General features: G+C 67.5%; 29 protein-coding genes. 22 read left to right on the plus strand and 7 right to left on the minus strand.

Translation table 11 applies throughout. The features are described 5' to 3' along the window. Positions 1-49: 49 nt before the first annotated feature. Positions 50-1,432 (minus strand): DNA repair protein RadA, encoded by a 1,383-nt coding sequence (gene radA, locus ACJ73U_RS11540; protein ID WP_407777566.1) that lies wholly within the window; start codon positions 1,430-1,432, stop codon positions 50-52. 31 nt (positions 1,433-1,463) lie between these two features. Next, the gene (locus ACJ73U_RS11545; protein WP_407777567.1) at positions 1,464-2,228 is read right to left on the minus strand and encodes a hypothetical protein; all 765 of its coding nucleotides are present in this window, start codon (positions 2,226-2,228) and stop codon (positions 1,464-1,466) included. A gap of 285 nt (positions 2,229-2,513) precedes the next feature. On the opposite strand from ACJ73U_RS11545, the gene ACJ73U_RS11550 reads away from it, so the two are divergent. The 21 genes from ACJ73U_RS11550 to ACJ73U_RS11650 all read left to right on the plus strand — a co-directional run bounded on the left by ACJ73U_RS11550 (position 2,514) and on the right by ACJ73U_RS11650 (position 20,771). Next, positions 2,514-3,005 carry a CarD family transcriptional regulator gene (locus tag ACJ73U_RS11550; protein WP_075129788.1) on the plus strand — a complete coding sequence of 164 codons (492 nt, stop codon included), beginning with the start codon at positions 2,514-2,516 and terminating at the stop codon, positions 3,003-3,005. Positions 3,006-3,111: 106 nt separating this feature from the next. Continuing rightward, complete coding sequence (locus ACJ73U_RS11555; RefSeq protein ID WP_407777605.1) at positions 3,112-3,693, plus strand: 2-C-methyl-D-erythritol 4-phosphate cytidylyltransferase; 582 nt, start codon at positions 3,112-3,114, stop codon at positions 3,691-3,693. Beyond that, positions 3,690-4,157 carry a 2-C-methyl-D-erythritol 2,4-cyclodiphosphate synthase gene (gene ispF, locus ACJ73U_RS11560; protein WP_407777568.1) on the plus strand — a complete coding sequence of 156 codons (468 nt, stop codon included), beginning with the start codon at positions 3,690-3,692 and terminating at the stop codon, positions 4,155-4,157. The genes ACJ73U_RS11555 and ispF overlap by 4 nt, the downstream gene beginning before the upstream one ends. Positions 4,158-4,198: 41 nt before the next feature. Next, a complete protein-coding gene (cysS, locus tag ACJ73U_RS11565) occupies positions 4,199-5,584 on the plus strand; it encodes a cysteine--tRNA ligase (RefSeq protein ID WP_407777569.1) in 1,386 nt (461 codons plus the stop codon). A 4-nt stretch (positions 5,585-5,588) separates the two neighbouring features. Further along, positions 5,589-6,545 (plus strand): 23S rRNA (guanosine(2251)-2'-O)-methyltransferase RlmB, encoded by a 957-nt coding sequence (gene rlmB, locus ACJ73U_RS11570; RefSeq protein WP_407777570.1) that lies wholly within the window; start codon positions 5,589-5,591, stop codon positions 6,543-6,545. Between the two features lie 45 nt (positions 6,546-6,590). Then, positions 6,591-8,024 (plus strand): MBOAT family O-acyltransferase, encoded by a 1,434-nt coding sequence (locus ACJ73U_RS11575; protein WP_407777571.1) that lies wholly within the window; start codon positions 6,591-6,593, stop codon positions 8,022-8,024. A gap of 592 nt (positions 8,025-8,616) precedes the next feature. Continuing rightward, entirely contained in the window at positions 8,617-10,323 is a 1,707-nt protein-coding gene (locus ACJ73U_RS11580; RefSeq protein WP_407777572.1) for a hypothetical protein, read from the plus strand. A 9-nt stretch (positions 10,324-10,332) separates the two neighbouring features. Next, a complete protein-coding gene (locus tag ACJ73U_RS11585; protein ID WP_407777573.1) occupies positions 10,333-11,574 on the plus strand; it encodes a helix-turn-helix domain-containing protein in 1,242 nt (413 codons plus the stop codon). Beyond that, positions 11,574-12,134 (plus strand): flavoprotein, encoded by a 561-nt coding sequence (locus ACJ73U_RS11590; RefSeq protein ID WP_407777574.1) that lies wholly within the window; start codon positions 11,574-11,576, stop codon positions 12,132-12,134. The genes ACJ73U_RS11585 and ACJ73U_RS11590 overlap by 1 nt, the downstream gene beginning before the upstream one ends. A gap of 110 nt (positions 12,135-12,244) precedes the next feature. After that, a complete protein-coding gene (locus tag ACJ73U_RS11595; protein ID WP_407777575.1) occupies positions 12,245-12,529 on the plus strand; it encodes a hypothetical protein in 285 nt (94 codons plus the stop codon). Continuing rightward, the gene (locus tag ACJ73U_RS11600; RefSeq protein WP_407777576.1) at positions 12,526-12,993 is read left to right on the plus strand and encodes a hypothetical protein; all 468 of its coding nucleotides are present in this window, start codon (positions 12,526-12,528) and stop codon (positions 12,991-12,993) included. The genes ACJ73U_RS11595 and ACJ73U_RS11600 overlap by 4 nt, the downstream gene beginning before the upstream one ends. Next, positions 12,990-13,301, plus strand: a complete 312-nt coding sequence (locus tag ACJ73U_RS11605) for a hypothetical protein (protein ID WP_407777577.1) — start codon at positions 12,990-12,992, stop codon at positions 13,299-13,301. Before ACJ73U_RS11600 ends, ACJ73U_RS11605 begins: the two co-directional genes overlap by 4 nt. An 86-nt stretch (positions 13,302-13,387) precedes the next feature. Continuing rightward, a complete protein-coding gene (locus tag ACJ73U_RS11610; RefSeq protein ID WP_407777578.1) occupies positions 13,388-13,672 on the plus strand; it encodes an AMED_5909 family protein in 285 nt (94 codons plus the stop codon). 74 nt (positions 13,673-13,746) lie between these two features. Continuing rightward, on the plus strand, positions 13,747-14,199 hold the full coding sequence (locus ACJ73U_RS11615) for a helix-turn-helix domain-containing protein (RefSeq protein ID WP_407777579.1): 453 nt from the start codon (positions 13,747-13,749) through the stop codon (positions 14,197-14,199). A gap of 595 nt (positions 14,200-14,794) precedes the next feature. Continuing rightward, the gene (locus tag ACJ73U_RS11620) at positions 14,795-16,036 is read left to right on the plus strand and encodes an FtsK/SpoIIIE domain-containing protein (RefSeq protein WP_407777580.1); all 1,242 of its coding nucleotides are present in this window, start codon (positions 14,795-14,797) and stop codon (positions 16,034-16,036) included. After that, entirely contained in the window at positions 16,033-16,443 is a 411-nt protein-coding gene (locus tag ACJ73U_RS11625) for a hypothetical protein (RefSeq protein ID WP_407777581.1), read from the plus strand. Before ACJ73U_RS11620 ends, ACJ73U_RS11625 begins: the two co-directional genes overlap by 4 nt. After that, on the plus strand, positions 16,440-18,032 hold the full coding sequence (locus ACJ73U_RS11630) for a replication initiator (RefSeq protein WP_407777582.1): 1,593 nt from the start codon (positions 16,440-16,442) through the stop codon (positions 18,030-18,032). Before ACJ73U_RS11625 ends, ACJ73U_RS11630 begins: the two co-directional genes overlap by 4 nt. 13 nt (positions 18,033-18,045) lie before the next feature. Then, on the plus strand, positions 18,046-18,231 hold the full coding sequence (locus ACJ73U_RS11635; protein ID WP_407777583.1) for a helix-turn-helix domain-containing protein: 186 nt from the start codon (positions 18,046-18,048) through the stop codon (positions 18,229-18,231). A gap of 2 nt (positions 18,232-18,233) precedes the next feature. Beyond that, complete coding sequence (locus ACJ73U_RS11640; RefSeq protein WP_407777584.1) at positions 18,234-19,460, plus strand: tyrosine-type recombinase/integrase; 1,227 nt, start codon at positions 18,234-18,236, stop codon at positions 19,458-19,460. A 287-nt stretch (positions 19,461-19,747) separates the two neighbouring features. Next, positions 19,748-20,275, plus strand: a complete 528-nt coding sequence (locus ACJ73U_RS11645) for a hypothetical protein (protein WP_407777585.1) — start codon at positions 19,748-19,750, stop codon at positions 20,273-20,275. Positions 20,276-20,375: 100 nt separating this feature from the next. After that, the gene (locus tag ACJ73U_RS11650) at positions 20,376-20,771 is read left to right on the plus strand and encodes an ester cyclase (RefSeq protein WP_407777586.1); all 396 of its coding nucleotides are present in this window, start codon (positions 20,376-20,378) and stop codon (positions 20,769-20,771) included. On the opposite strand, the gene ACJ73U_RS11655 is transcribed toward ACJ73U_RS11650, so the two are convergent. Then, the gene (locus ACJ73U_RS11655; RefSeq protein WP_407777587.1) at positions 20,760-21,959 is read right to left on the minus strand and encodes a DUF445 domain-containing protein; all 1,200 of its coding nucleotides are present in this window, start codon (positions 21,957-21,959) and stop codon (positions 20,760-20,762) included. The genes ACJ73U_RS11650 and ACJ73U_RS11655 overlap by 12 nt on opposite strands. A 13-nt stretch (positions 21,960-21,972) precedes the next feature. Then, on the minus strand, positions 21,973-22,785 hold the full coding sequence (locus ACJ73U_RS11660; RefSeq protein WP_407777588.1) for a helix-turn-helix transcriptional regulator: 813 nt from the start codon (positions 22,783-22,785) through the stop codon (positions 21,973-21,975). 77 nt (positions 22,786-22,862) lie between these two features. Between ACJ73U_RS11660 and ACJ73U_RS11665 the strand changes: the two genes are divergently transcribed. Continuing rightward, positions 22,863-23,678 carry an oxidoreductase gene (locus ACJ73U_RS11665; RefSeq protein ID WP_407777589.1) on the plus strand — a complete coding sequence of 272 codons (816 nt, stop codon included), beginning with the start codon at positions 22,863-22,865 and terminating at the stop codon, positions 23,676-23,678. On the opposite strand, the gene ACJ73U_RS11670 is transcribed toward ACJ73U_RS11665, so the two are convergent. The 3 genes from ACJ73U_RS11670 to ACJ73U_RS11680 are packed head-to-tail and all read right to left on the minus strand — an operon-like array spanning position 23,675 to position 26,226. Beyond that, the gene (locus ACJ73U_RS11670) at positions 23,675-24,550 is read right to left on the minus strand and encodes a metal ABC transporter permease (RefSeq protein ID WP_407777590.1); all 876 of its coding nucleotides are present in this window, start codon (positions 24,548-24,550) and stop codon (positions 23,675-23,677) included. The genes ACJ73U_RS11665 and ACJ73U_RS11670 overlap by 4 nt on opposite strands. Next, a complete protein-coding gene (locus ACJ73U_RS11675) occupies positions 24,551-25,360 on the minus strand; it encodes a metal ABC transporter ATP-binding protein (RefSeq protein WP_407777591.1) in 810 nt (269 codons plus the stop codon). Then, positions 25,357-26,226, minus strand: a complete 870-nt coding sequence (locus ACJ73U_RS11680; protein ID WP_407777592.1) for a metal ABC transporter solute-binding protein, Zn/Mn family — start codon at positions 26,224-26,226, stop codon at positions 25,357-25,359. Before ACJ73U_RS11680 ends, ACJ73U_RS11675 begins: the two co-directional genes overlap by 4 nt. Positions 26,227-26,351: the final 125 nt, after the last annotated feature.

Genomic DNA, 26,351 nt, shown 5'->3' on the forward strand with positions numbered 1-26,351 from the left:
CTCCCCCGGCCCCCCGGCCACCCCACCCCACCCACCAACAACCAAGAGATCAAGAAGCCACAGCAGCCAACACATCCAAAGCAGTCCCGAGATCAGGACAGATCCGAGCCCGAACCCCCTCAGGGATCTCACAATCCGGCGGGATCAACGCCCGCGTGAACCCCAACCGGGCAGCCTCGGCCAACCGGTTCTTCACGCCGTGCACGCGCCGCACCTCCCCGGCGAGCCCTACCTCCCCCAGCACCACGATGTCCGCCGGCAACGCCTGCTCCCGGGCCGCCGACGCCACCGCGAAGATCAACGCCAGGTCCGCGGCCGGCTCGTGGATCCGCATGCCCCCGACCGTCGCCGCGAACACGTCCTGGTCCGACAGCCGGATCCCGCCCCGCCGCTCCAGCACCGCCAGGGCCATCGCCACCCGAGCCGAGTCCAGCCCCGACACCGCCCGCCGGGGCGTCGCCAGAGCGGACCGCGACACCAGCGCCTGCACCTCCCCCACCAGCGGCCGCTTCCCCTCGACCATGACCGTCACGGCCGTCCCCGGCACGCCCTGCTCCCGCCGGTTCAGGAACAGCCCGGACGGATCCGCGACCCCGCGGATCCCGTCGTCGACCAGCTCGAAGCACCCGACCTCGTCCGCCGGCCCGAACCGGTTCTTCACCCCGCGCACCATGCGCAACGTCGAGTGCCGGTCCCCCTCGAAGTGCAGGACCACGTCCACCAGGTGCTCCAGCACCCGCGGGCCGGCGATGGACCCGTCCTTCGTGACGTGACCCACCAGCACCACCGGCAGCCCGCGTTCCTTGGCCACCGCCACCAGGGCAGCCGTCACGGCACGCACCTGTGTCACCCCGCCGGCCGTGCCCTCCACCGCGGTCGTGGACAGCGTCTGCACCGAGTCGACCACCAGCAGACCGGGATCCACCGCGTCGATGTGCCCCAGGATGGACGAGATGTCGCTCTCCGCCGCGAGGAACATGGCGTCGTGCACGTTGCCGGTGCGTTCGGCTCGCAGCCGCACCTGGCCGGCCGACTCCTCACCCGTCACGTACAGCGCCGGCGAGGACGCGCCGTCCCGCGCCGCCCAGCGGAACGCGACCTCCAGCAGCAGGGTCGACTTGCCCACGCCCGGCTCACCGGCCAGCAGCACCACCGCGCCCGGCACGAGGCCACCACCCAGCACGCGGTCCAGCTCCGGCACACCCGTGCGCCGCGCCCTGGCCGCCTCGACGTCGACCTCGCCGATGGGCCGGGCAGGGGCGCTCGGCGCGCCGGCCACGATCTTGGCCAGCGCGGCCCTGGGCACACCGACTTCCTCTACCGTGCCCCAGGCCTGGCACTCGGGACAGCGGCCGTACCACTTCGCCGAGTCGTTGCCGCACTCCGCACAGCGGTAGCCGGCGGGTCTCGTCGTTCGCGCGTTCTTCGCCACCCGGCCAACCTAGACGCGGGCACCGACAGAATCAGTGATCCTCGCCCTCGGTCATGTCGCTGTCCCGGTCGGTGGCGCGCGCCGTCGTCGGGGCGCCGACCGGGAGGTTGATCGTGACCTTGCCGGACTTGGCGAACTCGAACGTCACCGGCACGCTCTTGCCGAACGGCAGGTCACCGGTCAGCCCGGTGATGACCAGGCTGATTCGGCCGACCACGTCCGGGGCGACCGATCCCGTGGTGGTGGTCGTCACGGCCGGCGACCCGGCCGGCGAGGACGACGAGGGGGTCTGGCTCCCCGTGGTGCCCGGCGTCGCGGAGCCGGTCGTCGTCACGGCACTCGACGAAGACGACGACCCGGTGCTCTCCGGCGGTGCGGACGACGAAGGGGAAACAGAAGAAGAGGAGGAATAGGACGCCGCCGGGTTGTCGCTCGGCCGCACGACCTCGAGCGCGGTGTTGGCGGGGATGCTCGCGTTGCCGATGATCTCCACCTGGCCGGCCGGGCTGGTCACCCGGACGAGCTTCTCGTTGTCCTCGCCGGTGTTGGCGATCGCGAGCAGGAGCGGCGCGTCCTCGCCCGCGGTGTAGGCCTCGCCGTCGTCCGGGGCCGCGACCTGGACGTCCCGCAGCATCATCTTGCCGACCTGGCCCATGTTCCCGTTCACCGCGGGTGGCATCCCCGCGGTCTGGGCGACCTGGCCGGCGCTGCAGCCGACGATTCCGAGCAGCGCGCTGACACCGACGGCCACCGCGGGCACGAGCTTGCGCAGCGGTCGGGTCGTCTCACGGCTCACCATCGCGGTCCTTCCTCGGGCTTGCCTACTCTGCGGGAAGACTAGCGGCACGGCTCGTCACCACCTCGGAGTGGTCAACCACCCCGCCCGAGTGTCCAATTCGGACGCGGATAAACCGTGCCCGGCACAGACCGGCAAATGTCGGCGAGCACGGTCATTGCCGCTTTGTCAACCCCCTGACCGAACCCGCATCGGGCCGCTGACCTGCGGCAATCGATCCAGGGCCCATTACGGCACCAGCGCGGCTCGTGTTAGGATGGAGGTAGCGAAAGGGGCAGAGGACACATGGTTTTCAAGGTCGGAGAGACCGTCGTCTACCCGCACCACGGTGCCGCACTCATCGAAGCCATCGAGACCCGTGTGATCAAGGGCGAGGAAAAGAAGTACCTCGTCCTCAAGGTCGCGCAGGGTGACCTCACCGTACGCGTCCCCGCGGACAACGCCGAGATCGTGGGTGTTCGGGACGTCGTCGGTCAGGAGGGCCTCAACAGGGTATTCGATGTTCTGCGTGCTCCTCACACCGAGGAGCCGACCAACTGGTCGAGAAGGTACAAGGCCAACCTTGAGAAGCTCGCCTCGGGCGACGTGAACAAGGTGGCCGAAGTGGTGCGCGACCTCTGGCGGCGCGAGAAGGATCGCGGTTTGTCCGCCGGCGAGAAGCGCATGCTTGCGAAGGCACGGCAGATCCTGGTCAGTGAGCTCGCACTGGCCGAAGGCACCGACGAGGGCAAGGCCGAGGTCATCCTCGACGAGGTCCTCGCCACGGCGTCGGTCTGATCTCCAGCGCAGCAGCCAACAACGAGATAACGAGTCCACTGTGACGGTCGCGCTCGTCCCGGCAGCGGGTCGGGGTGAACGCCTCGGTGCGGCCGGACCCAAAGCCATGGTGCCGCTACATGGCTTGCCATTGATCGCACATGCCGTACGCGGCCTGCTCTCGGCGGGCTGCGTACGGCATGTTGTCGTCGCGGCCCCTCCCGACCACGTCGCGGAGGTGTCGGCCGCACTCGCCTCGTTCGAGGCGGTGTCCGTGGTCGCGGGTGGTGCGGACCGGGTCGCGTCCGTGCGGCTCGCCCTGGGTGCCGCGCTCACGCGGGTCCCGGCCGCGGAGATCGCGCTCGTGCACGATGTCGACAGAGCGCTCACCCCATCCGCCCTCGTACGGTCCGTCGCCGACGCCGTCGCCGACGGTAACCCGGCCGTGGTCCCTGTGTTGCCGGTCACGGACACGGTCAAACGTGTCGCCCCGTCCGGCGTCATCCTCGACACCCCCGACCGAACGGACCTGCGGTCCCTCCAGTCACCGCAGGGCTTCGCGGTCGACGTGCTGCTGCGGGCGTGTGCGGCCGGCGGCGTGCTGGAGAAGGTCGACGTGCCGGTGCTGACCGTGCCGGGCGACATCGCCGCCATGAAGATCACCACCCCCTTCGACCTGACCGTGGCCGAGGCGGTGGTGGCGGGGTGAGGGTGGGCATCGGCACCGACGTTCACCCGATCGAGGTCGGCCGCGAGTGCTGGCTGGCGGGACTGCTGTGGGACGGCGTCGACGGCTGCGCCGGTCACTCGGACGGTGACGTCGCCGCGCACGCGCTGTGCGACGCGTTGCTCTCCGCCGCCGGGCTGGGTGACCTCGGGGCGGTGTTCGGCACCGGTGACCCGCGCTGGGCGGGTGCCCACGGTGTCGAGCTGCTGGCCGAGGTGCGCAGGCGGGTGGAGGCGGCCGGCTACCGGCTCGGCAACGCCGTGGTGCAGGTCATCGGCAACGCCCCCAAGATCAGCAAAAGGCGCGAAGAGGCACAGAAAGTGCTGTCCACGGCCGCGGGCGGCGAGGTCTCGGTCTCCGGCACCACGACGGACGGCCTCGGGCTGACCGGCCGGGGAGAAGGCATCGCGGCGGTTGCCACCGCGTGCGTATTTTCACGCGGCTAGGCTTTAGGCCCTGATCCGCATCTCTCGAAGGTAGTCATGCCGTGAGCCTCCACCTGTTCGACACCGCGAGCCGGAGTGTTCGGGAGTTCAGTCCCGTACGCAGCGGAACGGCGTCGATCTACGTGTGTGGGCCCACGCCGCAGGGCCCGCCGCACATCGGCCACGTCCGCAGCCTGCTGAACTACGACGTACTGCGCCGCTGGCTCATGCACAAGGGTCTGGACGTCACACTCGTGCGGAACGTCACGGACGTGGACGACAAGATCCTGGCCAAGGCCGACGAGGCCGGCCGGCCGTGGTGGGAGTGGTCGGCGAGGTTCGAGCGCGAGTTCGACGCCGCCTACGCCGCGCTCGGCTGCCTGCCGGCGTCGATCGCGCCGCGGGCGACCGGGCACGTCACGCAGATGGTCGAGATGATGCAGCGGCTCATCGACCGCGGCCACGCGTACGCGGCGGCCGGTGACGTGTACTTCGACGTCCGCTCGTGGCCGTCGTACGGGGAGCTGTCCCGGCAGAAGCTCGACGAGGTCCAGCAGGGCGAGTCGGCGGCCGAGGGCAAGCGGGACCCGAGGGACTTCACGCTGTGGAAGGGCGCGCGGCCGGGCGAGCCGTCGTGGCCGACCCCATGGGGTCCCGGCCGGCCGGGCTGGCACCTCGAGTGCTCGGCGATGGCGCTGACGTACCTCGGCGCCGAGTTCGACATCCACGGCGGCGGCCTGGACCTGGTGTTCCCGCACCACGAGAACGAGCTGGCGCAGTCGCGTGCCGCCGGTGACCCGTTCGCGCGGTTCTGGATGCACAACGGACTCGTCGGGCTGGCCGGCGAGAAGATGTCGAAGCGGCTCGGCAACGTCGTGTCCATCCCGTCGATGCTCGAGAAGTACCGGCCGCAGGAACTGCGGTACCACCTGGTCGCGCCGCACTACCGGTCGACGATCGAGTTCTCGATGGCGGCGCTGGACGAGTCGGTGCGCGCCTACGAGCGGCTCGAGTCGTTCGTGCGGCGGGTCGGCGCGCGGGTGGGCGCGGTGCCGCTTGGCTCCTCGGTAGGGCCGGAGTTCACGGCCGCCCTGGACGACGACCTCGGCACACCGGCCGCGCTCGCGGTGGTGCACAACACCGTGCGGCAGGGCTTCACCGCGCTGGACGGGGGCGATGCCGCGGCGGCGCTGGACGCGGCCGGGACCGTGCGCGCGCAGCTGGGCGTGCTGGGCCTCGACCCGCTGTCGTGGCCGACGTCTACAGTGGATTCGGCCGCGGGGGCCGCGCTGGACGTTCTGGTGTCCGACCTGCTGGGGCAGCGGCAGAAGGCCCGCGCCGAACGTGACTTCGCCACCGCCGACGCGGTGCGCGACCGCCTGCTGGCCGCGGGCATCGCCGTCGAGGACACCCCCGACGGCTCGAAATGGACATTGAGGGACGGCTGAGCAGGTGGCGGGCAACTCCCGGCGCAAGGGCGCCATACGCAAACCTGGCACGAAGAAGGGCCAGGTCGTCGGTTCCGGCGGCCAGAAGTCGAAGGGTCTCGAGGGCAAGGGGCCGACCCCCCGCGCCTCGGCGCGGCCCGGTCACCCGGCGCAGAAGCGGTCGGTGGCGAAGACGGCCGCCCAGCAACGCCGCGACAAGGACAAGCCGACGGCCGAACTGGTCGCGGGTCGCAACCCGGTGGTGGAGTGCCTGCGGGCGATGGTCCCGGCGACCGCGCTGTACGTGCAGTTGGGCGTCGACGCGGACGACCGGGTGACGGACGCCGTGCGGCTGGCGGCGGACCGGGGCATCTCCGTGCTGGAGGTGAGCAGGCCGGAGCTGGACCGGCTGACCGGTGGCGCACTGCACCAGGGGCTGGCGCTGCAGATGCCGCCGTTCGAGTACGCGCACCCGGACGACCTGCTGGCCATGGCGCGGGAGTCCACCGAGCCGCCGCTGCTGGTCGCGCTGGACGGCGTGACGGACCCGCGCAACCTGGGGGCGGTGATCCGCTCGGCGGCGGCGTTCGGCGCGAACGGCGTGCTGCTGCCGCAACGCCGTTCGGCCAGCGTGACGGCGGTGGCGTGGCGCACGTCGGCCGGCACCGCGGCGAAGATTCCGGTGGCGGTGGCGACCAACCTGACGCGGACGTTGCGCCAGTACGCGGCCGAGGGCCTGATGGTCGTGGGCCTGGACGCGGACGGCTCGGTCACGGTGGACGAGTTGTCGCTGGCGACGTCCCCGCTGGTGGTGGTCGTGGGCTCGGAGGGCAGGGGCCTGTCGCGGCTGGTCCGCGAGACCTGCGACGAGACGGTGTCGATCCCGATGTCGGCGGGCGTGGAGTCGTTGAACGCTTCGGTGGCCGCGGGCGTGATATTGGCGGAGGTGTCGAGGCGGCGGCGGTTGGCTGGCCGCACGTAGGTCCGGCCAGCCGGTCGCCGAGGTCGCTGGTCGGGGGAGGTCAGCTTGTCGTTCGCCAGCCCGTTGTTCCTGTGGGTGTTCCTGCCGGTGGTGCTGAGCACGATCCTGGCGGCGCCGAGGCACTGGCGGAACGGCATCATCGCGGTCGCGTCCCTGATCTTCTACGCGGTGGGTGCTGGCGCTACCACCCTGTTGCTGCTGGTCACCATCGCCCTCAACTACGTGGTGGGCCAGTGGCTTGAGCCGGACGAATGGGCACTGGCCACCCGCCGCAAGCGCACACTGCTCATCACGGTGATCTGTTTCGACGTCGGTTCACTGGTGGTGTGGAAATACCTCGGCTTCATGACCGAGCAGCTGAACGGGCTCGCCCACGTGTTGGGCGGCGATTTCCCGGTCACCCACCTGGCACTGCCGATCGGCATCTCGTTCTACACGTTCCACAACATTTCCTACGTTTTCGACATCTACCGCGGTGAACGTCCGGCACTGCGCAACCCGGTGTCGTTCGTGACATACATTTCGATGTTCCCGCAGCTGGTGGCCGGCCCGATCGTGCGGTACCGCGAGATCGCGGACCAGTTACCGCAGGAACGCACCCACCGCCTGGACGACATCGCGGCGGGTTTTCCCCGCTTCGCGCTGGGGCTGTGCAAGAAGGTCATAGTCGCGGACTCCCTGAACCCACTCGTGAACGCCTGCTTCGCGACCCCCGGCGACAAGATGACGTTCGCAATAGCGTGGCTGGGCGCAGTGACCTACACGTTGCAGCTGTACTTCGACTTCTCCGGCTATTCCGACATGGCAATCGGCCTCGGACGAATGCTGGGGTTCCGCCTACCGGAGAACTTCGCCAGACCGTACTCCTCGGTGACCGTGACGGAGTTCTGGCGCCGCTGGCACATGAGCCTGTCCCGCTGGTTCCGCGACTACGTCTACATCCCCCTGGGCGGCAACCGCCACGGCGCCGCGAAGACCTACCGAAACCTGATCACGGTCTTCGCGCTGACCGGCTTCTGGCACGGCGCGAACTGGACCTTCCTGGTGTGGGGCCTGTACCACGGCGCCCTACTCATCATCGAACGAGGCTTCCACCTGGACGAGTCCCCACCGACCCGCGACCGCCGACTACCCCGCCGCACACTGACCCTGCTACTGGTCATCGTCGGCTGGGTCCTCTTCCGAGCGACGGACCTCCCCCAGGCCCTGACGATGATCGGCCACATGCTGCTGCCGGACTTCACGGGCCTGACCGACATCGTCGCGGAGGCGTTCACCAACCAACGCCTGGTAATCCTCCTCTGCGCCCTGGCCATCGTGTTCCTGCCAGCGCACCCGGTAACAGGCCCACTACTGGAGTCCTCCCGCAGCAAACCGGCCAACGCCCTCCGCGTAACCATCATGACGGCCGGCCTCCTGTACGCCGCAATCCTGGTAGCAACCGGCACCTTCAGCCCGTTCTTGTACTACCAGTTCTGATCGCCGGCCTGGCCCCGCCTCAGGACTGGGCCGCGATCATGCCACTGACCTGCGTCAACAGTGCTCGACGTTTCTCGTCGACTCTCGCCGGTCCCCGACGTCTGACGGCCTGGAGACGGCCTGATCTTGACCCCGCGCTGCCTGCACGTCCCCGCTCCCTCGTACAGGCCATCACGTAGCGCCGGGTCGTCGGTGTCAAGAGTCGAGCGCAGCTCGATCGCGCCAGCGACGCGCAGCGCTCTTGATGCCGTCGACCCGGCGTTAGACGATCGAGGCCGAGGGAGCTACCCATCTCTGCTCTCTGGTCCTGCGCGCCGCCGGTGGTGGCGCTCCCGTCGCGGGCCGTGGGCTGCGCCGCGCAGGCCGGCCGGCGTGAGCGGAGCGGCAGCCGGCCGTGCCGCGATGGATGCAGCCCACGTCGCCAACGCGACCGGCACAGCGCGCCGCCGCCGGCGGCGCGCCTTGATCCCATAGAGCTAAATTCAGCACGTAACGAATCGTCGATCTCGCGCGACAAGGGAGCCAGGCGAAGATCTCCTAGGAAGACCGGCATGCCAGCGGGGAATGATCGATAGGTAGGTACAGCGGCATCATGAGTAAGTATTCTCTTATCGACAACGCTGTCGCAGATTCCAAGGAGTGGTACGAAGCCGCCTCAGCTATCAAAGAAGCTAGCGATGGCGACGAGGACCTAGCTGCTGTCATGGCGGCATTGGACTACCACTTTCCAGTTGAAAATGGCCTTGAAACTCCCTTTGGACCCATGTGGGTAATAAAGGGACAGTCGTATCCATTGCCGATTGCAAACTTCCCCGACGCCGGCATCGCAGCTTTGCAGGACGCACTGGATGAGGTTACCAACCCACTTGTTAGGGCCCGCATATCAGATGTGCTTTGGGTCCGCAAGGTAACGAACGCGTACAAGTACGCGCGCATCGCGTTCACCGCCTATCGCTGGCTAGCCGAAAATGGCACTGAGCCTCTAATGATCACATACTCGTCGAATCGAGCATTAGAGATCGCAGTTCAGCTGAATGATTCGGACATGACACACGATGCTGTCGAGAATTCCTTCACAAGGTTGAGTGAACTCACCGCCCTAGACGACCGGGTTCCTGGAGCGTCACTAAGAATAGCCGCGCGACTAATTCCACTGGCGAAACGTCTTCACATTAGGGACCGGATTAGCGAGGCGCTCGAAGAGTGCGCATCGCGCTACTTTGATGACTTGCACGTAATCTCGGGAATCCGAGATCTTCAAGTTTCACTATTCCGCGATGATCTTTCTGTCGCACAGGAATATTCACGTCTGCAGGTCCGTGAGTGGATTCGCGCATCGTCCAACCAGACCGGCCTGCTACGCCAAGCCAATCTCAAGAAGGCGCGGGATATTGCAGCCGCAGCCGGACTATCGGCGGAACTCGCCGAGGCGCGTACCCTTATCGAATTATTTCCAGTTAGCGAAGATGAACTCCAAGAAGTTTCGACTACAATTGAAGTACCCGCCGAGAGAATTCGCCAGTTTGAAGACTCGTTCTTCAAAGGCGGCAACATGCTGTCTTTCCTGAATATGTTCGGGCTTCACTGCCCGCTACCAGAGGCATACAGCGAGGTCGAGGCACACGTCAAGGAACTGATGCGCGACTATCCAATCCAATTCCTGATGACCCGGATAATACTCAACAATGAAGGTTTGCCAGTCAAATTTGTCCGCAGCGAAGATGAACATTTTGAACAAGCCATAAAAGGCGATCAGAGCATGCGGAGTCAAATATGGCTCACTATGGCGTCCGAGATACTGACGCGCGGTTTGAACACATATCCAGATTACATGGAAGCCGTGCGTGAATATTTTACCGTTGATTTCATTCCACAGGAACTAATTGAGATTATCGCACGAGCCTTCGAACACTTCGCGAACAATCGATTCGATGAAAGCTTGTGCATACTCCTGCCTCGCCTAGAGGGGATCTTTAGGAGCATGGCTCGGTCCATTGGAATCGCGGTATACACAGATCCCTCCGGCGAAACACCTGGCGCTTACAAAAGCTTAGGTGCACTCCTATCACAGTTTGATGGGTTCTTGCCCGACGACTATCGGCGCTATTTTTTGACCACAATTGGCGACCCAATGGCTATGAATACTAGGAACCTTCTGTGTCATGGACTGATGCTGACCCCTACACGACACGAGGCAGTCCTTGCACTGCACATTGCAACCATGCTGGCAACACTTCGAGTTACCCGCTCATCCCCTGACTCATCCGAGTCCAAGCCTTCAGAGCGGCACCGCTGCTAGCCTCGGGGTATGCGTGGTGCTGGTGATCCGTTGACGGTCGGGGAGCGTGTTGCGTTCTACCGGCGTCGGCGGGGGCTTGCTCAGGCCACGTTGGCTGGGTTGGTGGGGCGGTCTGAGGACTGGTTGAGCAAGATCGAGCGTGGTGAGCGGGAGATCCGCCGGCTCGACCTGCTGGTCGAGGTCGCTCGGGCCCTTCGGGTCACGCTCGGTGATCTCCTCGGTGAGCCAGTGCTCATGGAAGACGAGCACAAGAACGACGACATCCCCGCAGTTCGCGACGCCCTCATGGCTCCCCAGCGCCTGTCCAAGACACTGTTCGGCGGTGGGTTCGAGCCTGAGTACGTCGACCCCAAGCCTGTCGCTCAGTGGACCGAGGATGCCTGGTCGGACTACCAGGGCGGGCGGATCGGGAAGGTCGTCGCCGCGCTTCCTCGCCTGATCAAGACGGCTCAGCAGATGGAAGCGGCCGGCGGCGACAGCACCTACAAGCGCCAGTGCGCCACCGTGTCCGCGCGCATCCACCACCTCGCCGCGACCACGCTCAGCAAGGTCGGCGAGGCTGATCTCGCCTGGATCGCTGCCGAGCGGGCCATGCAGGCTGCCGACATTGCCGACGATCCCCTGGTCCTGGCCTCGGCTGCTCGGTCTGGCACTCACGCCCTGCTCGCGGTTGGCCGGTTCGACGACGCCTTGCAGCTCGGGGACGCCGCTGCCCGCTGGCTGATGCCCCGCATGCAGGACGGGGACGCTGCCGCGCTCAGCCTCTACGGCATGCTCCACCTGCGATCGGCGACCGCAGCTGCCCGCCGGCAGGATCGGGGCATCGCGAACGAACTGCTCAGCAAGGCCGAGGCTGCCGCCGACGCTCTCGGTGAGGACGCGAACCACTGGCAGACCGGCTTCGGGCCGACCAACGTCGCTCTCCACCGGATCTCTGCCGGGCTCGACCTCGGCGACGTGCCGTTCGTGGTGGAGCGGTCGCAGGAGATCGACACCGCGTCGATGCCGGTCGAGCGGCAGGTCATGCACATGATCGACTACGCCCGTGCGCTGAGCCTGGTCGCGAAGGACGAGGACGCGGTACAGGTCTTGCTGACCGCTGAGGAGAAGTCGCCCCAGCTCGTGCGGCACTCCGCTATCGCCCGTGAGGTCGTGCGGACGCTGTACCGGCGGGCACCAGTTACGGCCGGCAAGAAGTCGTCGTTGCTGCTGGCGTTGGCTGAGCGCTGCCGCGCCGTGAGTGAGGGCTGATGACCGCGCCAGTCCTGGGTCTGGTTAGTAGTGCCGCCGGAGGTCTTGAGGAGATCCTCCCGAAGCTGATCGAACCCATGCTCGAACGTGGCTGGCAGGTGGCCGTTACGCTCACGCCGACCGCTGCCACGTGGCTCGACGCGACCGGCGATATCGGGAAGATTGAGCAGGTCACGGGCTATCCGGTGCGGTCCAAGCCGCGGTTGCCTGGTGAGGAAAGCCCGCACCCGAAGATTGACTGCTACGCGGTCGTGCCGGCTACCTCGAACACCATTGGCAAGCTCGCGCTCGGCTTGGCCGACAACCAGGCCCTCACCCAGGTCTGCGAGGCCATCGGGCTCGGCGCGGTCCCGATCGTCGTCTTCCCACGTATCAATGCGGCCCACGCTCGCCAGCCGTCGTGGGACAGTCACATCGACGCGCTGAAGCGGGCTGGCGTGCACCTGGTCATGGGTGACGACGTCTGGCCGCTGCACGAGCCACGCTCCGCGCCGGGCAAACAGCTGCCCTGGGACGCGATCATCGACACCATCGTTTCGGCTACTCAGCCACACTCCTGACCTGCTGATATAGGGCACCCGGACAGTTTGTCCGGGTCGTTGGCGTGCTTCGACGGTTTCCTTGGATCACCACACCCACACAGGTGTCCCAAAGAGACGGCGGAAGGCGCATGAGTGTGCACGTAGTCATCCAACCCACGGCCGGATACGGCGCAGAAGTCATCGAACCCCTCCCCGGCGTCCGCCAGCTCATCGCAGGCAATGACGAAGTCGGCATGACCATCCAGGTTCCCGCCCGTATCGGCGGCCTGTCCGACACGGCCCGGTTCGCCCGGTCCCTAGCGGCGGCCGCAAGCGACTTCGCCGACTGGTGCGAACAGCAGAACCGCACCCGCACCTTCGCCGAACGCCCCAGCGGCTGGGCAGGCCTCAACCACACCAACGAAGGAGAATGACCATGGCAGTCCCACACGGCTCACGATTCCCGATCGCGTTCGACGACCTGTTCCCCCAGGGCGCATACCTGATGGGCGACATCCAGCCCCTGACCGAGTACCAGTCCCAGGAAGACAAGGCACGCAACCGGCCGGTGCGCCCGCGTATCGACGAAGCGACCGGCAAGCGGCTCTACCGCGCCACCATCGCTGACCCGTCCGCCGAGAAGGAGCGGGACAAGTCGATCGCTGTCGAGATCGCGGCCGACGTCCAGCCCGTACCACCGGAGGCCGTGGGCAACTTGCCGTTCCGCCCCGTGATCCTGGAGGGCTTGACCGTCCAGCCCCGCGCCGAGGCCTCCGGCCAGGCCAAGTGGATTACCTGGGTCGTTCGGGCTACCGGCTTGCGGGCTGTGGACGCCCCCACCACTGGCCGCACCTCGGCGAAGTCGGCTGGCGGCGACGGGACGAAGGCTGCGGCATGAGCGACTACAGCACGGCCTACCAGGTCGCATGTACTCCTGGCCCACAAGCGGCTGTTGCCATGACGCGGCTGCCGAGCGGGGCGCCCGTGCTGGTGGTCTACCTCGACCCGGTGAACATGACCATCCAGGCCGCACCAACCCAGGCAAGCGTGCGTGAGCTGGCCGACTTCTGCCGAGAGCTGGCGCATGAAGCCTCACGTCTCGCAGAGACCATCGACCCAGACGGGGAACCAGCGCCACCGGAGGCCACCGCGCCTCGACATGCGTTGGTGCGCAACGAATTGGGTGACTCCGGCGCGGGGCATTGATACCGGCGCGGGGCGGGTGTCCAGGTTCGCGGCCCATGAGCCCGCCCCGTGCCTCCCACGACAACCAACACACGGAAGGAGACGTGGTGACAGCCAGGCTATCCACCGGCGACTCTCCGCGAGAGCTGGGCGAGGCACCCGCCACGCTGGCGGAGGCGCATGAGGTGCTGTGGCGACAGCGGCCGGCGCGGGACGCGGACCCGTCGGTGTGGGTGGACTTCCACCGGCACAGCGCGAAGGTCTACGCGCAGACGGCCGAGGTCGACCTGCGGCATCAGTACGAGGCGGCGCAGTGCGCGGGTCTGGAGATTCGCAAGGCGCGCACCATCGAGGACCGCCTCAACCCTGACCTAGATGGTGAGGAGGCGTGAGTGCCCGAGTGCATGCGAGCGCGTCTGGGGCAACCAGTCGCCTGGTCAACGTCGGAGGTGCGCTGCCGGATGCGGTGATTAGCCGGGCGGTGGGTGCGGAACTGCGGCGTGCTCGTGAGGTGCTCGGGTGGTCGCGTATCCAGTTGGTGGAGCGGCTGCCGTCGGGGATCGGTGACCGGACCCTGCTGAGCTACGAACACGGCACCCGGCACCTGACCGTGCTCCGGTTTGTCGAGATCAGTCGCGAGCTGATAACCGATGCGCCGACTCTGCTGTCTCGTGGGCTTCAGCGGGCACGTGTCTACGTGGAGAACCTGGCGCTCTCCGTCGACCTACATGCGTTGCTGCACGACGGGAACGACACGTTCCGGCCAATGGTCCAGTGGGCCCGCAACGCCCTCAACGAACACCCCGACGGGATCGCGTACGTCGAGCCGACTGTGGTGCGGAACCTGGCCCTGTTCATCGGCTGCTCACGCACCGACCTCACGAACTACCTCGCCCGATTCACACCCGAAGACAACTGACGACCGGAGGCAATCTGACGCCCTCAGTAGACGCAATTCGCTAAGTCCAAAGTAGACAAAACGCACGCTGGTCGTGTGGCGATGACGCATGTCCTGTTGTGCTGCAACGAATCCGTAGACGCAGAAGCGGCACCCGGCTACCAACCTCGGCCGCTTCTGCGCTGTCCACCCCGCAGGAGTGAACAATGGAAAGGCTAGAGCCAACCCCAACTCGCGCGCCAGAGGGGGTCACCCGAACGCGCTGCGCGAAGTGTCGGCGCTTCGCTCGTCTGCTTCCTCGGCAGAGCCGTTGTGACCGGTGCCTCGGTGTGCTGCCGCTCGACTTCGGGCGGGGTGAGCGGTGATGGCGCGCGATTCTCGGTGGGTTGATCCCGCGCCGTTGGAGGTGTCGCGGCCTCGGTTGCCGTGGTGGACGATGCTGCCCGGCTGGGTCAAGCTCGTCCTCTCGCCGGTCGCGGCGCTGGTGTTGTTGTGCTGGACCGGATACCAGCTCGGCCGGGTCATCTACTGGTACCCACTGTCGCTGACGTTGCTCGTCGCCGGGTGGTGGTCCTACTCCGGGCTCGGGCCGTGGTGGTTCTGCTCACTGCTGGCCGTGCTGCTCGGCGGGCTCGCGCTGTGGTGGTGGCGTCGCGCCGACTCCTTCGAACGCTTCGCGTTGCCGCGCATCCGCACGGAGTTCCGCCGGCTGTTCGTCTACGCCTACGACTGGCGCTCGGTGATGCGGCTGTCCGAGCTGACCAAAGACAAGCGCGGTCGGGAATACCGACCCAAGCTCGGCCGCGTTCGTGCCGAGGGCTGGCGCGACCTGGTGCGCGTGAAGATGATCAAAGGGCAAGCCCCGGAACAGTGGGAGCTACACGCCTCCGGGCTGGCGCACTCATTCAACGCCGAGTCATGCCGGGTCCGGGTGGTCAAACCTGGCCGGCTGGAACTGGACTTCATCCACTCCAACCCACTCGCCTACAGCATCCCTGCGCTTGATCTCGCCGAGGACCCGGCGGTCGTGGATCTGCGCCGGGTGGTGATCGGGCGGACCGAGACCGGCAAACCGTTGCAGCTACAGGTGCTCGGTACCCACGTCCTGACCGTCGGTGTCTCCGGCGCTGGTAAGGGTTCGCTGGTGTGGTCGGTCGCCTGGGCACTTGCCCCAGCGATCAAGGCCGGCCGAGTGAAGCTCTACGGCATCGACCCCAAGGGCGGGATGGAACTCGGGCAGGCACCCGAGGTGTTCGAACGCGTCGTGTACGACAACGGCTCGCACGCAGTCACGCTGCTGGAGTGGTTGGCGCAGGAAGTGAAGCGGCGCGCGGAGTCCTATCGTGGCCGACGTCGCATGTGGACATCCGAGTCCGGTGACCCGTTCATCCTGCTCGTGGTCGACGAGCTGGCCGACGTGATCGCCTACCAGACAGACAAGAACCTCCGCGACCGCGCCACCCGTGCGGTACAGGCCATCACGTCGCAGGGCCGTGCGCCGGGTGTGTGCGTGCTGGGGCTGTTGCAGGACCCGCGTAAGGAGATCATCGCGTTCCGGCACCTGTTCTCAACCCGTATCGCTATGCGGCTCGACGAACCGGCACAGGTCGACATGGTGCTCGGCGACGGTGTCCGCAAGCGTGGCGCTGCCGCCCATGAGATCCCGGAATCAACACCGGGCGTGGCGTGGGTGAAAGAGGACGGCAAGCGGGAACCGGTGCGAGCACGAGTCTTCCACGTCACCGATGACCACCTGGCCCAGCTCGTCGCCTACCTCACCGGACGCGTGGCTCTGCCCGCATCGGCTGACGTGGTCGACTTCCCAGCCGGCGACACCGGACGCGGAGGTGCGGCATGAACGACTCCGCGACCATGGTTCGCCTGCTCGACTCGATCCGCGAACACCTGGCCACGCATCGACTGCCAGCCGAGATCGCGACGGTGACGGTGGGCTCCGACCTGATCAACGGCGAACACGTCACCGTGCACCTGAGCCATGTCGGGCTTCCTGAACTCGCGTCCGCTTTGCTCAGTTGGGCCGACACGCTCACTCAGATCACGGTGACCGCATGGCGGCCACGGCATGGCGAGACCGTGCACCTGACCCTCACCGGCCAATTGTCCGACGCCACTTCAGTGAAGGTCTACGGCGGCCTCGACTACTCAGACGCCCTGTTCAGTGATCTCCAGCCGGACGGTCGGCAAGGCGTCGCCCTCTCCATCCTCCGTGCCTGGGCGACCGGCGGCTCGGCGGTGGCGGCATGAACGGCCAGACCCGAGCCGAGCGGATGCGGATGCCGCTCGCCATCGACGTCATCACCGCGACCGCCGAACAGCACGGGGTGTGCGTGCGGCCGTTCACGATGGAAGTCGGCGACCTCGACACCGGCGAACTCCGGCACGTCGCCGTGCCCTGCGGCTCAACCATCGAATCGGTCTGCGGGCCATGCGCGCGAAAGGCTCGGGCACTACGCATCACTCAGTGCCGCGAGGGCTGGCACCTCAACGAGGAACCAGACTTCACGCCAGAGCCGCCAAGCGACGACCACAGGGCTCTGCTCACGCTCCGAGCCGATCTCGTGGCCGCCTACCGCGATGCGAACGGCGGAGAAGCCGACGAACTGCGGGACGAGATCCGTTCCGTGGACGACGAACTGCGGGCGCTCGGCATGCGTGGCCGGCTGCCCTCACCCGACATCGAGACCAAGACCACCCCGAAGCGGTCAACCAAACGCCGGCAGGACGCGCCGAATCTTCCCCGTAGGCAAGTGGAGAACCGGACCCTCGGCCGGGAGTTCGCGGGGCGGTTCCGGCCGTCGATGTTCGTCACGCTCACCTGCGACAGCTATGGGCGGGTGCGGGATGACGGGACGCCAGTCGACGCGTCGACCTACGACTACCGGCGGGCCGCGCGGGACGCGGTGCACTTCGCATCGTTGATCGACCGTTGGTGGCAGAACCTCCGGCGCTGCGTCGGCTGGGACGTCCAGTACTTCGCGACCGTCGAGCCGCAGAAGCGCGTGGCGCCCCACCTACACGCCGCAATCCGCGGTTCGATCCCGCACGACGTGCTGCGACAGGTCACCGCAGCTACCTACCTCCAGATCTGGTGGCCGGCCCATGATGAGCTGGTCTACGACGGCGACCACCTGCCCGTCTGGGACGGTGAGCGGTTCGTCGACCCGGACACCCGTGTGCAGGTGACGACTTGGGCTGAGGCGCTCGAGGCGGTGGAAGAGCCGGCGCACGTCGCCACGTTCGGGCGGCAGGTGCACTCCAAGGGCATCCTCGGCGGCTCGGAAGACGCTGGCCGGCACATCGGCTACCTGACCAAGTACCTCACCAAGTCACTCGGTGAGGTCGTCGAGGCCAACACCGACCGCCAACGGCGGCACCACGACCGGCTACACGCCGAACTGGCCGTCACGCCCTGCTCGCCCCGGTGCGCGGTCTGGCTCCTCTACGGGATCGAGCCGCTCGGCGCGAACTCCAAGACCACACCTGGGCACTGCAAAGGGCGGGCACACCGCCGGACCACGCTCGGGCTACCTGGCCGGCGCGTGCTGGTCTCGCGGAAGTGGTCCGGCAAGACACTCGCCGACCACCGCGCCGACCGGCGGGCCTTCGTGCTCCAGGCCCTCGCCGACATCGGCATCGAGAAACCAACCGAAGAACCCCGGCGGCTCGTGTGGCACAAGGTCCAGCCCGGCGACCCACACGTCCCGCCACGGGCGCACCTGCTCATGCACGCCATCGCCGAACGCATCCGCTGGCGCGCCGAGTACGACAGAGCGCTGCTCGCGGCCGGCGAGTCACCGCCCGATCTTTCAGCAACTCCACCGCAGGTAGCCTGACCAGGGGGAACACGTGGACAAGGGGAACTCGATCGACCGGCTGTGGAGCGTGGAGGACGTCTCCGCCTACCTCGGGGTGCCGGTCAAGACGCTCTACCAGTGGAAGTGGCGCGGTGAGGGTCCGCCGGTTCGGAAGATCGGCAGGCATCTGCGGTATGACCCGGTTGCCGTGCGGGCCTGGGCGACGGAGGCGGCGTAGCCATGGGACATGTCCAGGATCGTTGGTACCGCAAGGTTGTCGACCCGGAGACGAAGAAGGTCCGTCGCGAAAGGACGGATCTCTATGGCAAGGGTGACCGGTACAGGGTTCGCTACGTCGACCACTCAGGGCGGGAGCGGGCCAAGTCGTTCCCGGATCGGCAGAAGAAGCAGGCTGACGACTACTTGAGCGAGGTCGAGAACGAGCTTCGGCGGGGCACGTACATCGATCCGGCGGCGGGCAAGGTCACCTTCGAGGAGTACGCGAGGCGGTGGCTGCGGTCGCAGTCGTTCGACGAGTCCACTCGGGAGATAACCGAGGTGCGGCTGAGGCTGCACGTCTTCCCGGCGCTCGGCGCGCGGAACCTCGACGCGATCCGGCCGACCGACGTTCGGGAGCTGCTACGCGCGCTGCAAGAGAAGGGGCTCGCTGCGAGCTACCGGCAGGTGATCTTCATTCACGTGCAGACGGTGTTCAACGCTGCGATCGATGACGAGCGGATCAGGAAGAACCCGTGCAACGCCTCGTCGGTGCAGAAGCCGCAGATCCCGGCGCGGAAGGTGGTGCCATGGCCAGCCGAGCGAGTGCACGCCGTGCGCGAGGCAATGAACCCTCGGTACCGAATCACGATCCCGCTCGGCGCAGGCCTGGGCCTCCGGCAGGGTGAGGCGTTCGGTCTGGCAGTCGACGATGTGGACTTCGACGACGACACGGTGCACGTCGTCCGGCAGGTGAAGATCGTCGGTGGCAAGCCGTGCTTCGGGCCTCCGAAGGGTGGAAAGACTCGGGACGTACCGCTGCCCGCGTCGGTGGGTGCCGCCATCCGTGCTCACATGGCGGCCCATCCGCCGGTCACGATCACTCTGCCGTGGCAGAAGCCGGACGGTGAGCCGACCACGGCCCGGCTGATCGTGACGAGTCGGGACCGAACTGCTGCCTGGCGGCCGGTCTTCAACCAGTGGACGTGGTTGCCCGCGCTCAAGAAGGCCAAGGTGGACCGGCAGCTGCAAGTGGACGGATTCCATGCGCTGCGGCACTTCTACGCCTCGACGCTGCTCGATGCCGGCGAGACGATCACCGCCCTGGCGGAGTACCTCGGCCACGCCGACCCCGGATTCACGCTCAAGGTGTACACGCACCTCATGCCGTCCAGTAAGCAGCGCACGCGTACGGCGGTCGACGCGGTGTTCGGCGACACGGACAGCCCAGATCAGCCAGTGGCGGCCTGAGCACGGCCTGACAAGCATGATGATCTACAAACCGGCAGGTAGAGGCTCACTCCATGCGCTGAACTACCAGTTCTGACGGCAGAGCTGCGCCGTCCTCGGAGCCGCGGCCCGATCATGGCGCTGACCTACTCAAAACGGCGGTCGAAGTAGGCGGGTCGGAGCGCGCAGAGGCAGCGTGATCACGCAACCGGTACGTCACGTTCCGTGGTCGACGAAAACAAATACCGTCCACACGCGACTCTACGGACAAGCATTCCTCGTAGGCCAGCAGCGAGAAGAGTTCAGCGATGGAGATGACCCGCGAGCTGTACGCGGCAATCGGTGAGGTCGTCGTAGAGGCGACGAGGTTGGAATATGGCCTTGCCCAGCTTGTCGCAACGCGTTGGGGTTGGAGTGCCGCGCATGAACTCGCGATGGTTGCGAGGGGTGGAGTACTTCGCAGACAGCTCGACCAGCTTGTTGTTGCGGAACCAGACTGGACAGCTGTCCGCACGTTGCGGCGAGACTCGTACGCGGTGCTGAATGACCGCCATGTGTTGGTGCACTCCCTGGTAGTCCACCTTGTGGATGAAGACGACGAAGTTCGCGCCATCGAGCTGTGGCATCCGAACACGGGATCAACCGCCGCTCTTCCCTCGGTGTCCACCGTGCGAGAGCATGCGTTCGACATCGGCCGTTGCTTCGTGGCCGCCGTCAGGACGACTGCTGACGCGGAGCGGCGATTCAAGGAACTCGGCGCGGCCAACGCGCCCAGGTCACCGAGGCTCAGGCAAGCTGACGACCTGGGAGAGGCTGACGGCCTGGCGCCGGCTTGACAACCTGGACGAGCGCTGAAGCGGCGGCTGGACGCGCTCTCCACAGTCTTTTCGTGGACGATGGCAGGCACGGCGACGCTGGTTCTGACAGAGTGGGATCGTGGAGCACGCGGAGCTGAGGGACTTCTACCGGCGCTATATCGAGCGGTGCAACAGCCATCGGTTCGAGGAGCTGGGGGAGTTCGTCGCCGAGGGCGTTCGGGTCAACGACGCCGACCAGGGGCTCGGCCGGTACATCGCCGGGTTGGCGGCCGTGGTGGAGGCTTTTCCGGACTATCACTGGGATCTGCGGCATCTCCTCGTCGACGGTGACTGGTTGTCCGCGCGGCTGACCGGTACCGGGACGCATGCCGGCACGTTCCTCGGTGTTGCCGCGACCGGGCGGGTGATCAGCACCACGGAGCTCGCGATGTACCGGGTGGACGGCGGCAGGATCGTCGAGTCCTGGGGTGATCTCGGCTCAACGGTGCGCGACGAACTCACCTCAGTGGAGTAGCAGGATCACCTGCAGTTCACCTATCAACGCGCCTATTGCCGCGCCCACGGCTATCAGCTTCCACTCGTCCTGGCGGAATGCCGGGCGTAGCAGGCCCTCGTATTCCACGCGGGTCAGGCGGCGCATTTTCTTGGCTATTGTGTCGCGGATGTCCAGGGCCTCCGTGGCGTACCGCTCCGCCGTCAGCATCGTCGTCGGCAGGTAGCGGATGGCTCGTTCCGCCGCCGTCTTCTTCAGGGTCGCGAAGCGGGGGGCGCCCATCAGCGGGCGTGCGATCCCGGCCTGCTCCTCTATGGCCTGTTCCACCGTCTCCCGGATCATGGCGCGCAGCCGGTCCGCGCGGGGGCCGTGCAGGATCGTGGCCACCAGGTTCGGGACGGTCATCACCTCTCGGGCCACCACCGTCGCGTACTGCTTCGCCACCTCGTCCCTTCGGCGTTGGAAGACGCCCTGTAGCGGGAGTATGCCCAGGATCCTGCGGCGTTCGCGGGGGAAGAACACCAGCTTGATCGCCAGCCAGTCGGTGAGCCAGCCGATCGCGGCGCCGAACAGCGGCATGACCAGCGGCGCCTTCGTCAGTGCCCACACCAGCGTCTGCACCAGCCCCAGGAACAGACCGAAGTAGACACCGCAGCGGGCTATGAACGCCATTTCCGGCCGGGAAATATCCCGGACCAGTTTGAGCAGGACCCGTTTGTCCCGGTGCAGCGCGTTGACCGCCACCTCTTTGATGTCCAGGACCTCGTGAATGTTGCCGGCCACCTCGGCCATGACGCGGGCGACCAGGTCCGGAATTCCGGCCTGGACGCGTTTGAGGACCAGCTCCTGCCCCAGTGGCGGCAGGTTGCGCCACAAACCCTGGTCGGACAGGACATCGCGGGTTATCTCGTTCGCGGCCACCAGCAGTGGCAGTTCCAGTTCCGCCGCCAGCCGGTGGGGGTCCAGGCGTTGGAAGATCTCCCGGGGGTCGACCAGTCTCGACGTCAGCAGGTCCGCCGCCACGGCGATCATCCGTGCCGAGTTCCTGGGCACCACGCCCTGCCAGCCCAGGAACGGGGGGATGCCGACGAAGTCAACCGGGCGGAACATCATCTCGATGGCCGCGCGTTTCGTCAGGTAGCCGATGACGGCCGCCACCACGGGCATGGACAGGTACACCTGCCAGTGCGTGACGAAGTCGGTCCACATAGACCCGGCAGTATCAACTACCGGCCGGCGACGCCACCAACTGAAGCCTGGCCAGGCGCTCCGCGTCGCGGCTGCCCGGGTCGGCGTGGAGGACCACGAGCCGCACGGTGTCCGTGCCGCTGATGATCAGCTTGTGCGCACGCAGGTCCAGGTCACCCACGACAGGGTGGGTCAGGTGGTGGACCCGGCTGTGCCGCACCTGCACGTCGTGCCGGGACCACAGCAGGCGGAAGCGCTCACTCTCGGCCGACAGCTCGCTCACCAGCTCGATCAGCCGCGGGTTGGACAGGTCCGCGCCCGTGCTGGCACGCAGGGTGCCCACGCTCTCCTCGGTCATCAACTCCCAGTCGCGCCGCATTTCTCGTTCCGCCGGGTCCAGGAACAACCTCCGCAGCATGTTCACGCCCACGCGGTAGTTCGGGGACAGCGCCGCCGCCAGCCGGTTCACGGCGAGCAGGTCCGTGAACCTGCTCATCACGTATGCCGGGTTGTCCGGCCAGCCGTCGATCAACTCGGGGATGCCCTCCGGCACGAGCGGGTCCCGCGGGTCCCGCGGCGGTAGGTGACCGCCCAGCCCCATCAGGTGCGCGGTGGCCGTCTCGTCGAGCTGGAGGACCCGCGCCAGCGCGTCGAGCACCTGCACGGACGGGTGACGGTCGCGGCCCTGCTCCAGGCGCAGGTAGTAGTCGGCGCTGATGCCGGCCAGTGTCGCGACCTCCTCGCGGCGCAGGCCCGGCACGCGCCGGAAGCCGCCCGTCTCGAGGCCGACGTCCTTCGGCGTCACCAGCTCCCGTCGGGCGCGGAGGAACTCACCGAGTGCGCTCACTCCACAAAGGTAGCCCTGACAGCCCCAGGAACGCGGGGGCGTGCCCACCGCCGAGGCCGTGGGCGGATAGTGGAGGTATGGAAATCAACCGTATGGGCTACGGCGCCATGCAGCTCGCCGGTCCTGGCGTGTTCGGCCCGCCCCGCGACCGGGACGAGGCCATCGCCGTTCTGCGCACCGCTGTCGAGCTTGGCGTCGACCACATCGACACCGCCGACTTCTACGGCCCCACGGTGGTCAACGAGCTGATCCGCGAGGCCCTGCACCCGTACGACGGCCTGACCATCGTCACGAAGGTGGGCGCGCGGCGCGGGCCGAACGCCGAGTGGATCCACCGGCGCGAGCCCGAGGACCTGCGCAGGCAGGTCCACGAGAACCTCGAGCACCTCGGCGTGGACGTCCTCGACGTGGTCAACATGCGCGTGGGCGGCAACGAGGGTCCCGACGACAAGCCGATCGCCGAGCAGTTCGAGACGCTCGCCGAGCTGCGGCAGCAGGGGCTGATCCGGCACCTGGGCGTCAGCACGGTCTCCGACGCCCAGCTCACCGAGGCGCAGGGCATCGCGCCGGTCGTCACCGTGCAGAACATGTACAACGTGGTCAACCGCGCCGACGACGCGCTGATCGACCGGTGCGCGGCCGAGGGCATCACCTACGTGCCGTACTTCCCGCTCGGCGGCTTCACCCCGCTGCAGTCGGAGACACTGAACAAGGTCGCCGCGCGGCTCGACGCGACGCCGCCCCAGGTCGCACTGGCCTGGCTGCTGCAGCGCTCGCCGGCCATCGCGCTGATCCCGGGCACGTCGTCGGTGGCCCACCTCCGCGAGAACATGGCGGCCGCGGACCTCGTCCTGCCCGCCGACGCCGTCGCCGAGCTGGACTCGATCGGCTAGCCGGCCGCCACCGGCCTGGTCACCGCGGCCGGGCCGGTGGCGACGCGGCCACGCGACCGGCCGACGACCCAGCACACCAGGTAGATCAGGAACGAGATGCCGGTGACGAACGCGCTCACCGGCGCGCCCGGCGCCAGCGACAGGATGAACCCGCCCAGCGCGGCGGTCTCCGCGAAGACCACGGCCAGCACCGTCGCGCGCAGCGGGCTCGCCGTCACCCGGGCCGCGGCGGCTGCCGGGGTGATCATCAGTGCCAGCACGAGCAGCGCGCCGACCGTCTGCACGCCCAGTGCCGTCGCCACACCCACCAGGACCGCGAACACGACCGACAGCCCGCCCACCGGGACGCCGCGGGCCTTCGCCACATCCGGGTCCACGGACGCGAACAGCAGCGGCCGGTAGATCACCAGCAGCACGAGCAGCACCACGATCCCGCAGCTCGCCAGCAACGCGATCGACGCGAAGTCCACGCCCACGATCTGCCCGACCAGCAGGCCGAACTTGTTGGACGCGCGGCCCGGGTAGAACCACAGCAGCAGCACGCCGACGCCCAGTCCGAACGAGAGCACCGCGCCGATCACCGAGTCGTGCTCGGAGCTGCGCCGCGACAGCACGCCGAGCACCAGTGCGGCGACGATGGCCCCGGCCAGCGCCCCGTGGCCGACGTCGGCCCCCAGCAGCAGGGCCGCCGCACCGCCGGTGAACGACAGTTCACTCGTGCCGTGCACGGCGAAGGCCATGTTGCGGCTGACGATCAGCGGCCCGAGCACGCCGGCCAGCAGGCCGAGGATGGCCGCGGCGATCAGCGCGGCCTGGACGTACGGCAGCGCGAACAGCTTGCCGTAGAGGTCCCAGTCGAAGAGCCTGTCCATCTACGCCGGCTCCTCGTGCAGGTGGTGGGGCTGGTCCTCGCACACTGAGCTCTGCGCGCCGACCACGTGGATCTGCCCCCGCACGCGCACGACGTCGATCTTCGCGCGGTACAGCTCGGACAGCGTCTCGGAGTTCATCACCTCGTCCGGCCGGCCGATCCGGAAACGACCGTCCACGAGGTACAGCACGCGGTCGACCAGCGGCAGCACCGGGTTGATCTCGTGCGTCACGAACAGCACGGCGGTGTTGGCACTGCGCCGCCTGCGGTCGATCAGGGAGCTGACCACCCGCTGGTTGGCGAGGTCGAGCGACAGCAGCGGCTCGTCGCACAACAGCACCTCGGGGTCGCTGACCAGGGCCTGCGCCACCCGCAGCCGCTGCTGCTCGCCGCCGGACAGCTGGGCGACGGGGGCCTTCGCGAACGCCTCCGCGCCGACGTCGGCCAGCGCCTCGTCCACGCGCTGGCGCCGCTCGCGGATCCGGCGCAGGCCGGTTCCCCAGCGGTGCCCGTCCAGACCGAGCCCCACCAGGTCACGGCCCCGCAGCGGCGCGTCGATGGCGCGTTGCTGCGGGATGTAGCCGATGCGCTGGTTGCCGCGGCCCGGTGGCTCGCCCACGATGCGCACGGTGCCGGACGACAGCGGCCGCAACCCGAGCAGCACGCGGAGCAGGCTGGTCTTGCCGGAGCCGTTGGGCCCCAGCACGGCGACGAACTCACCGCGTTCGATGTCCAGGTTCAGCCCGGACCACAGGATGCGGTCGCCGTAACCGAGTGTGGCGTCCCGCAACGACACTGCCGGAGTACTCACGACACAGCGCCTGCCAACGAGTCCACTTCCTTGGTCATCCACTCAACGTAGCCGGTCACGCCCGGTGGCAAGGTCTCAGCCACGTCCACCACCGGCAGGCCGGCCGTCCTGGCGGTGGCGAGGAGCTGGTTGGTCACGTTCGTCTCGGCCTGCGCGTTGTTGATCAGCGCGACGACCTGCTTCTTGGCGACGAGATCGTTGGTCTCGGCGACCGCGATCACCGGCGGGTCGGTCTCCTCCTCGATGGCCTCGGCGAACGCGGACGGCGTCACGTCGGTCATGCCGGCCGCCTGGAGCAGGTAGTGCGCGACGGGTTCGGTCGAGACGACCTTGCTGTCGGGGATCGCCGCCGCCCTGGTGGCGAGCGTGTCGAGCTTCGCGTCGAAGGCCTTCGCGTTGCCCGCGTAGGTGCCCCTGTGGCCAGGGTCGAGCGCGCCGAGGTCGCTCGCGACCCGGTCGGCGACCTTCTTGACCGTCGCCAGCTCGTACCAGACGTGCTCGTTCTCGCCATCGGGGTGGCCGGAGAGCTCGTAGGCGGAGATGCGCCTGGCGTTCGCGCCGGCCGCGTCGACGAGCTTGGTGAAGAAGTCGTCGTAGCCGCCGCCGTTGTAGACCACGAGCCGGGCGTCGGTCAGCAGCGTCGCGTCCTCGGGCTTGTCCTGGTAGGAGTGCGGGTCCGCGGACGGGTCGTTGATCAGCGACCGCACGCTGACCGCCGCGCCGCCGACCGCCTGGACCACGCTCCCCCACACGTTCGTGGACGCGACGACGGAGATCTTCCCGTCCGCGCTCGCGTCAGACCCGCCCCCGCACCCCGCCACCACGAGGGCGACCGCGGTGATCGCGACTGGAAGGGCGCTTCTCATGGCGATCCTCCGAACACATATGCGTGTCACACTATGGGTAATGAAAACTGTTTTCGACTACCCGTGGTCGACTATACGTCTTGAAATCCAGGGCGCTTCATCCGACCGGGTGCGATGTGTCACTG

This window comes from Actinophytocola sp., from assembly GCF_045807065.1.
Classification (GTDB): Bacteria; Actinomycetota; Actinomycetes; order Mycobacteriales; family Pseudonocardiaceae; genus Actinophytocola.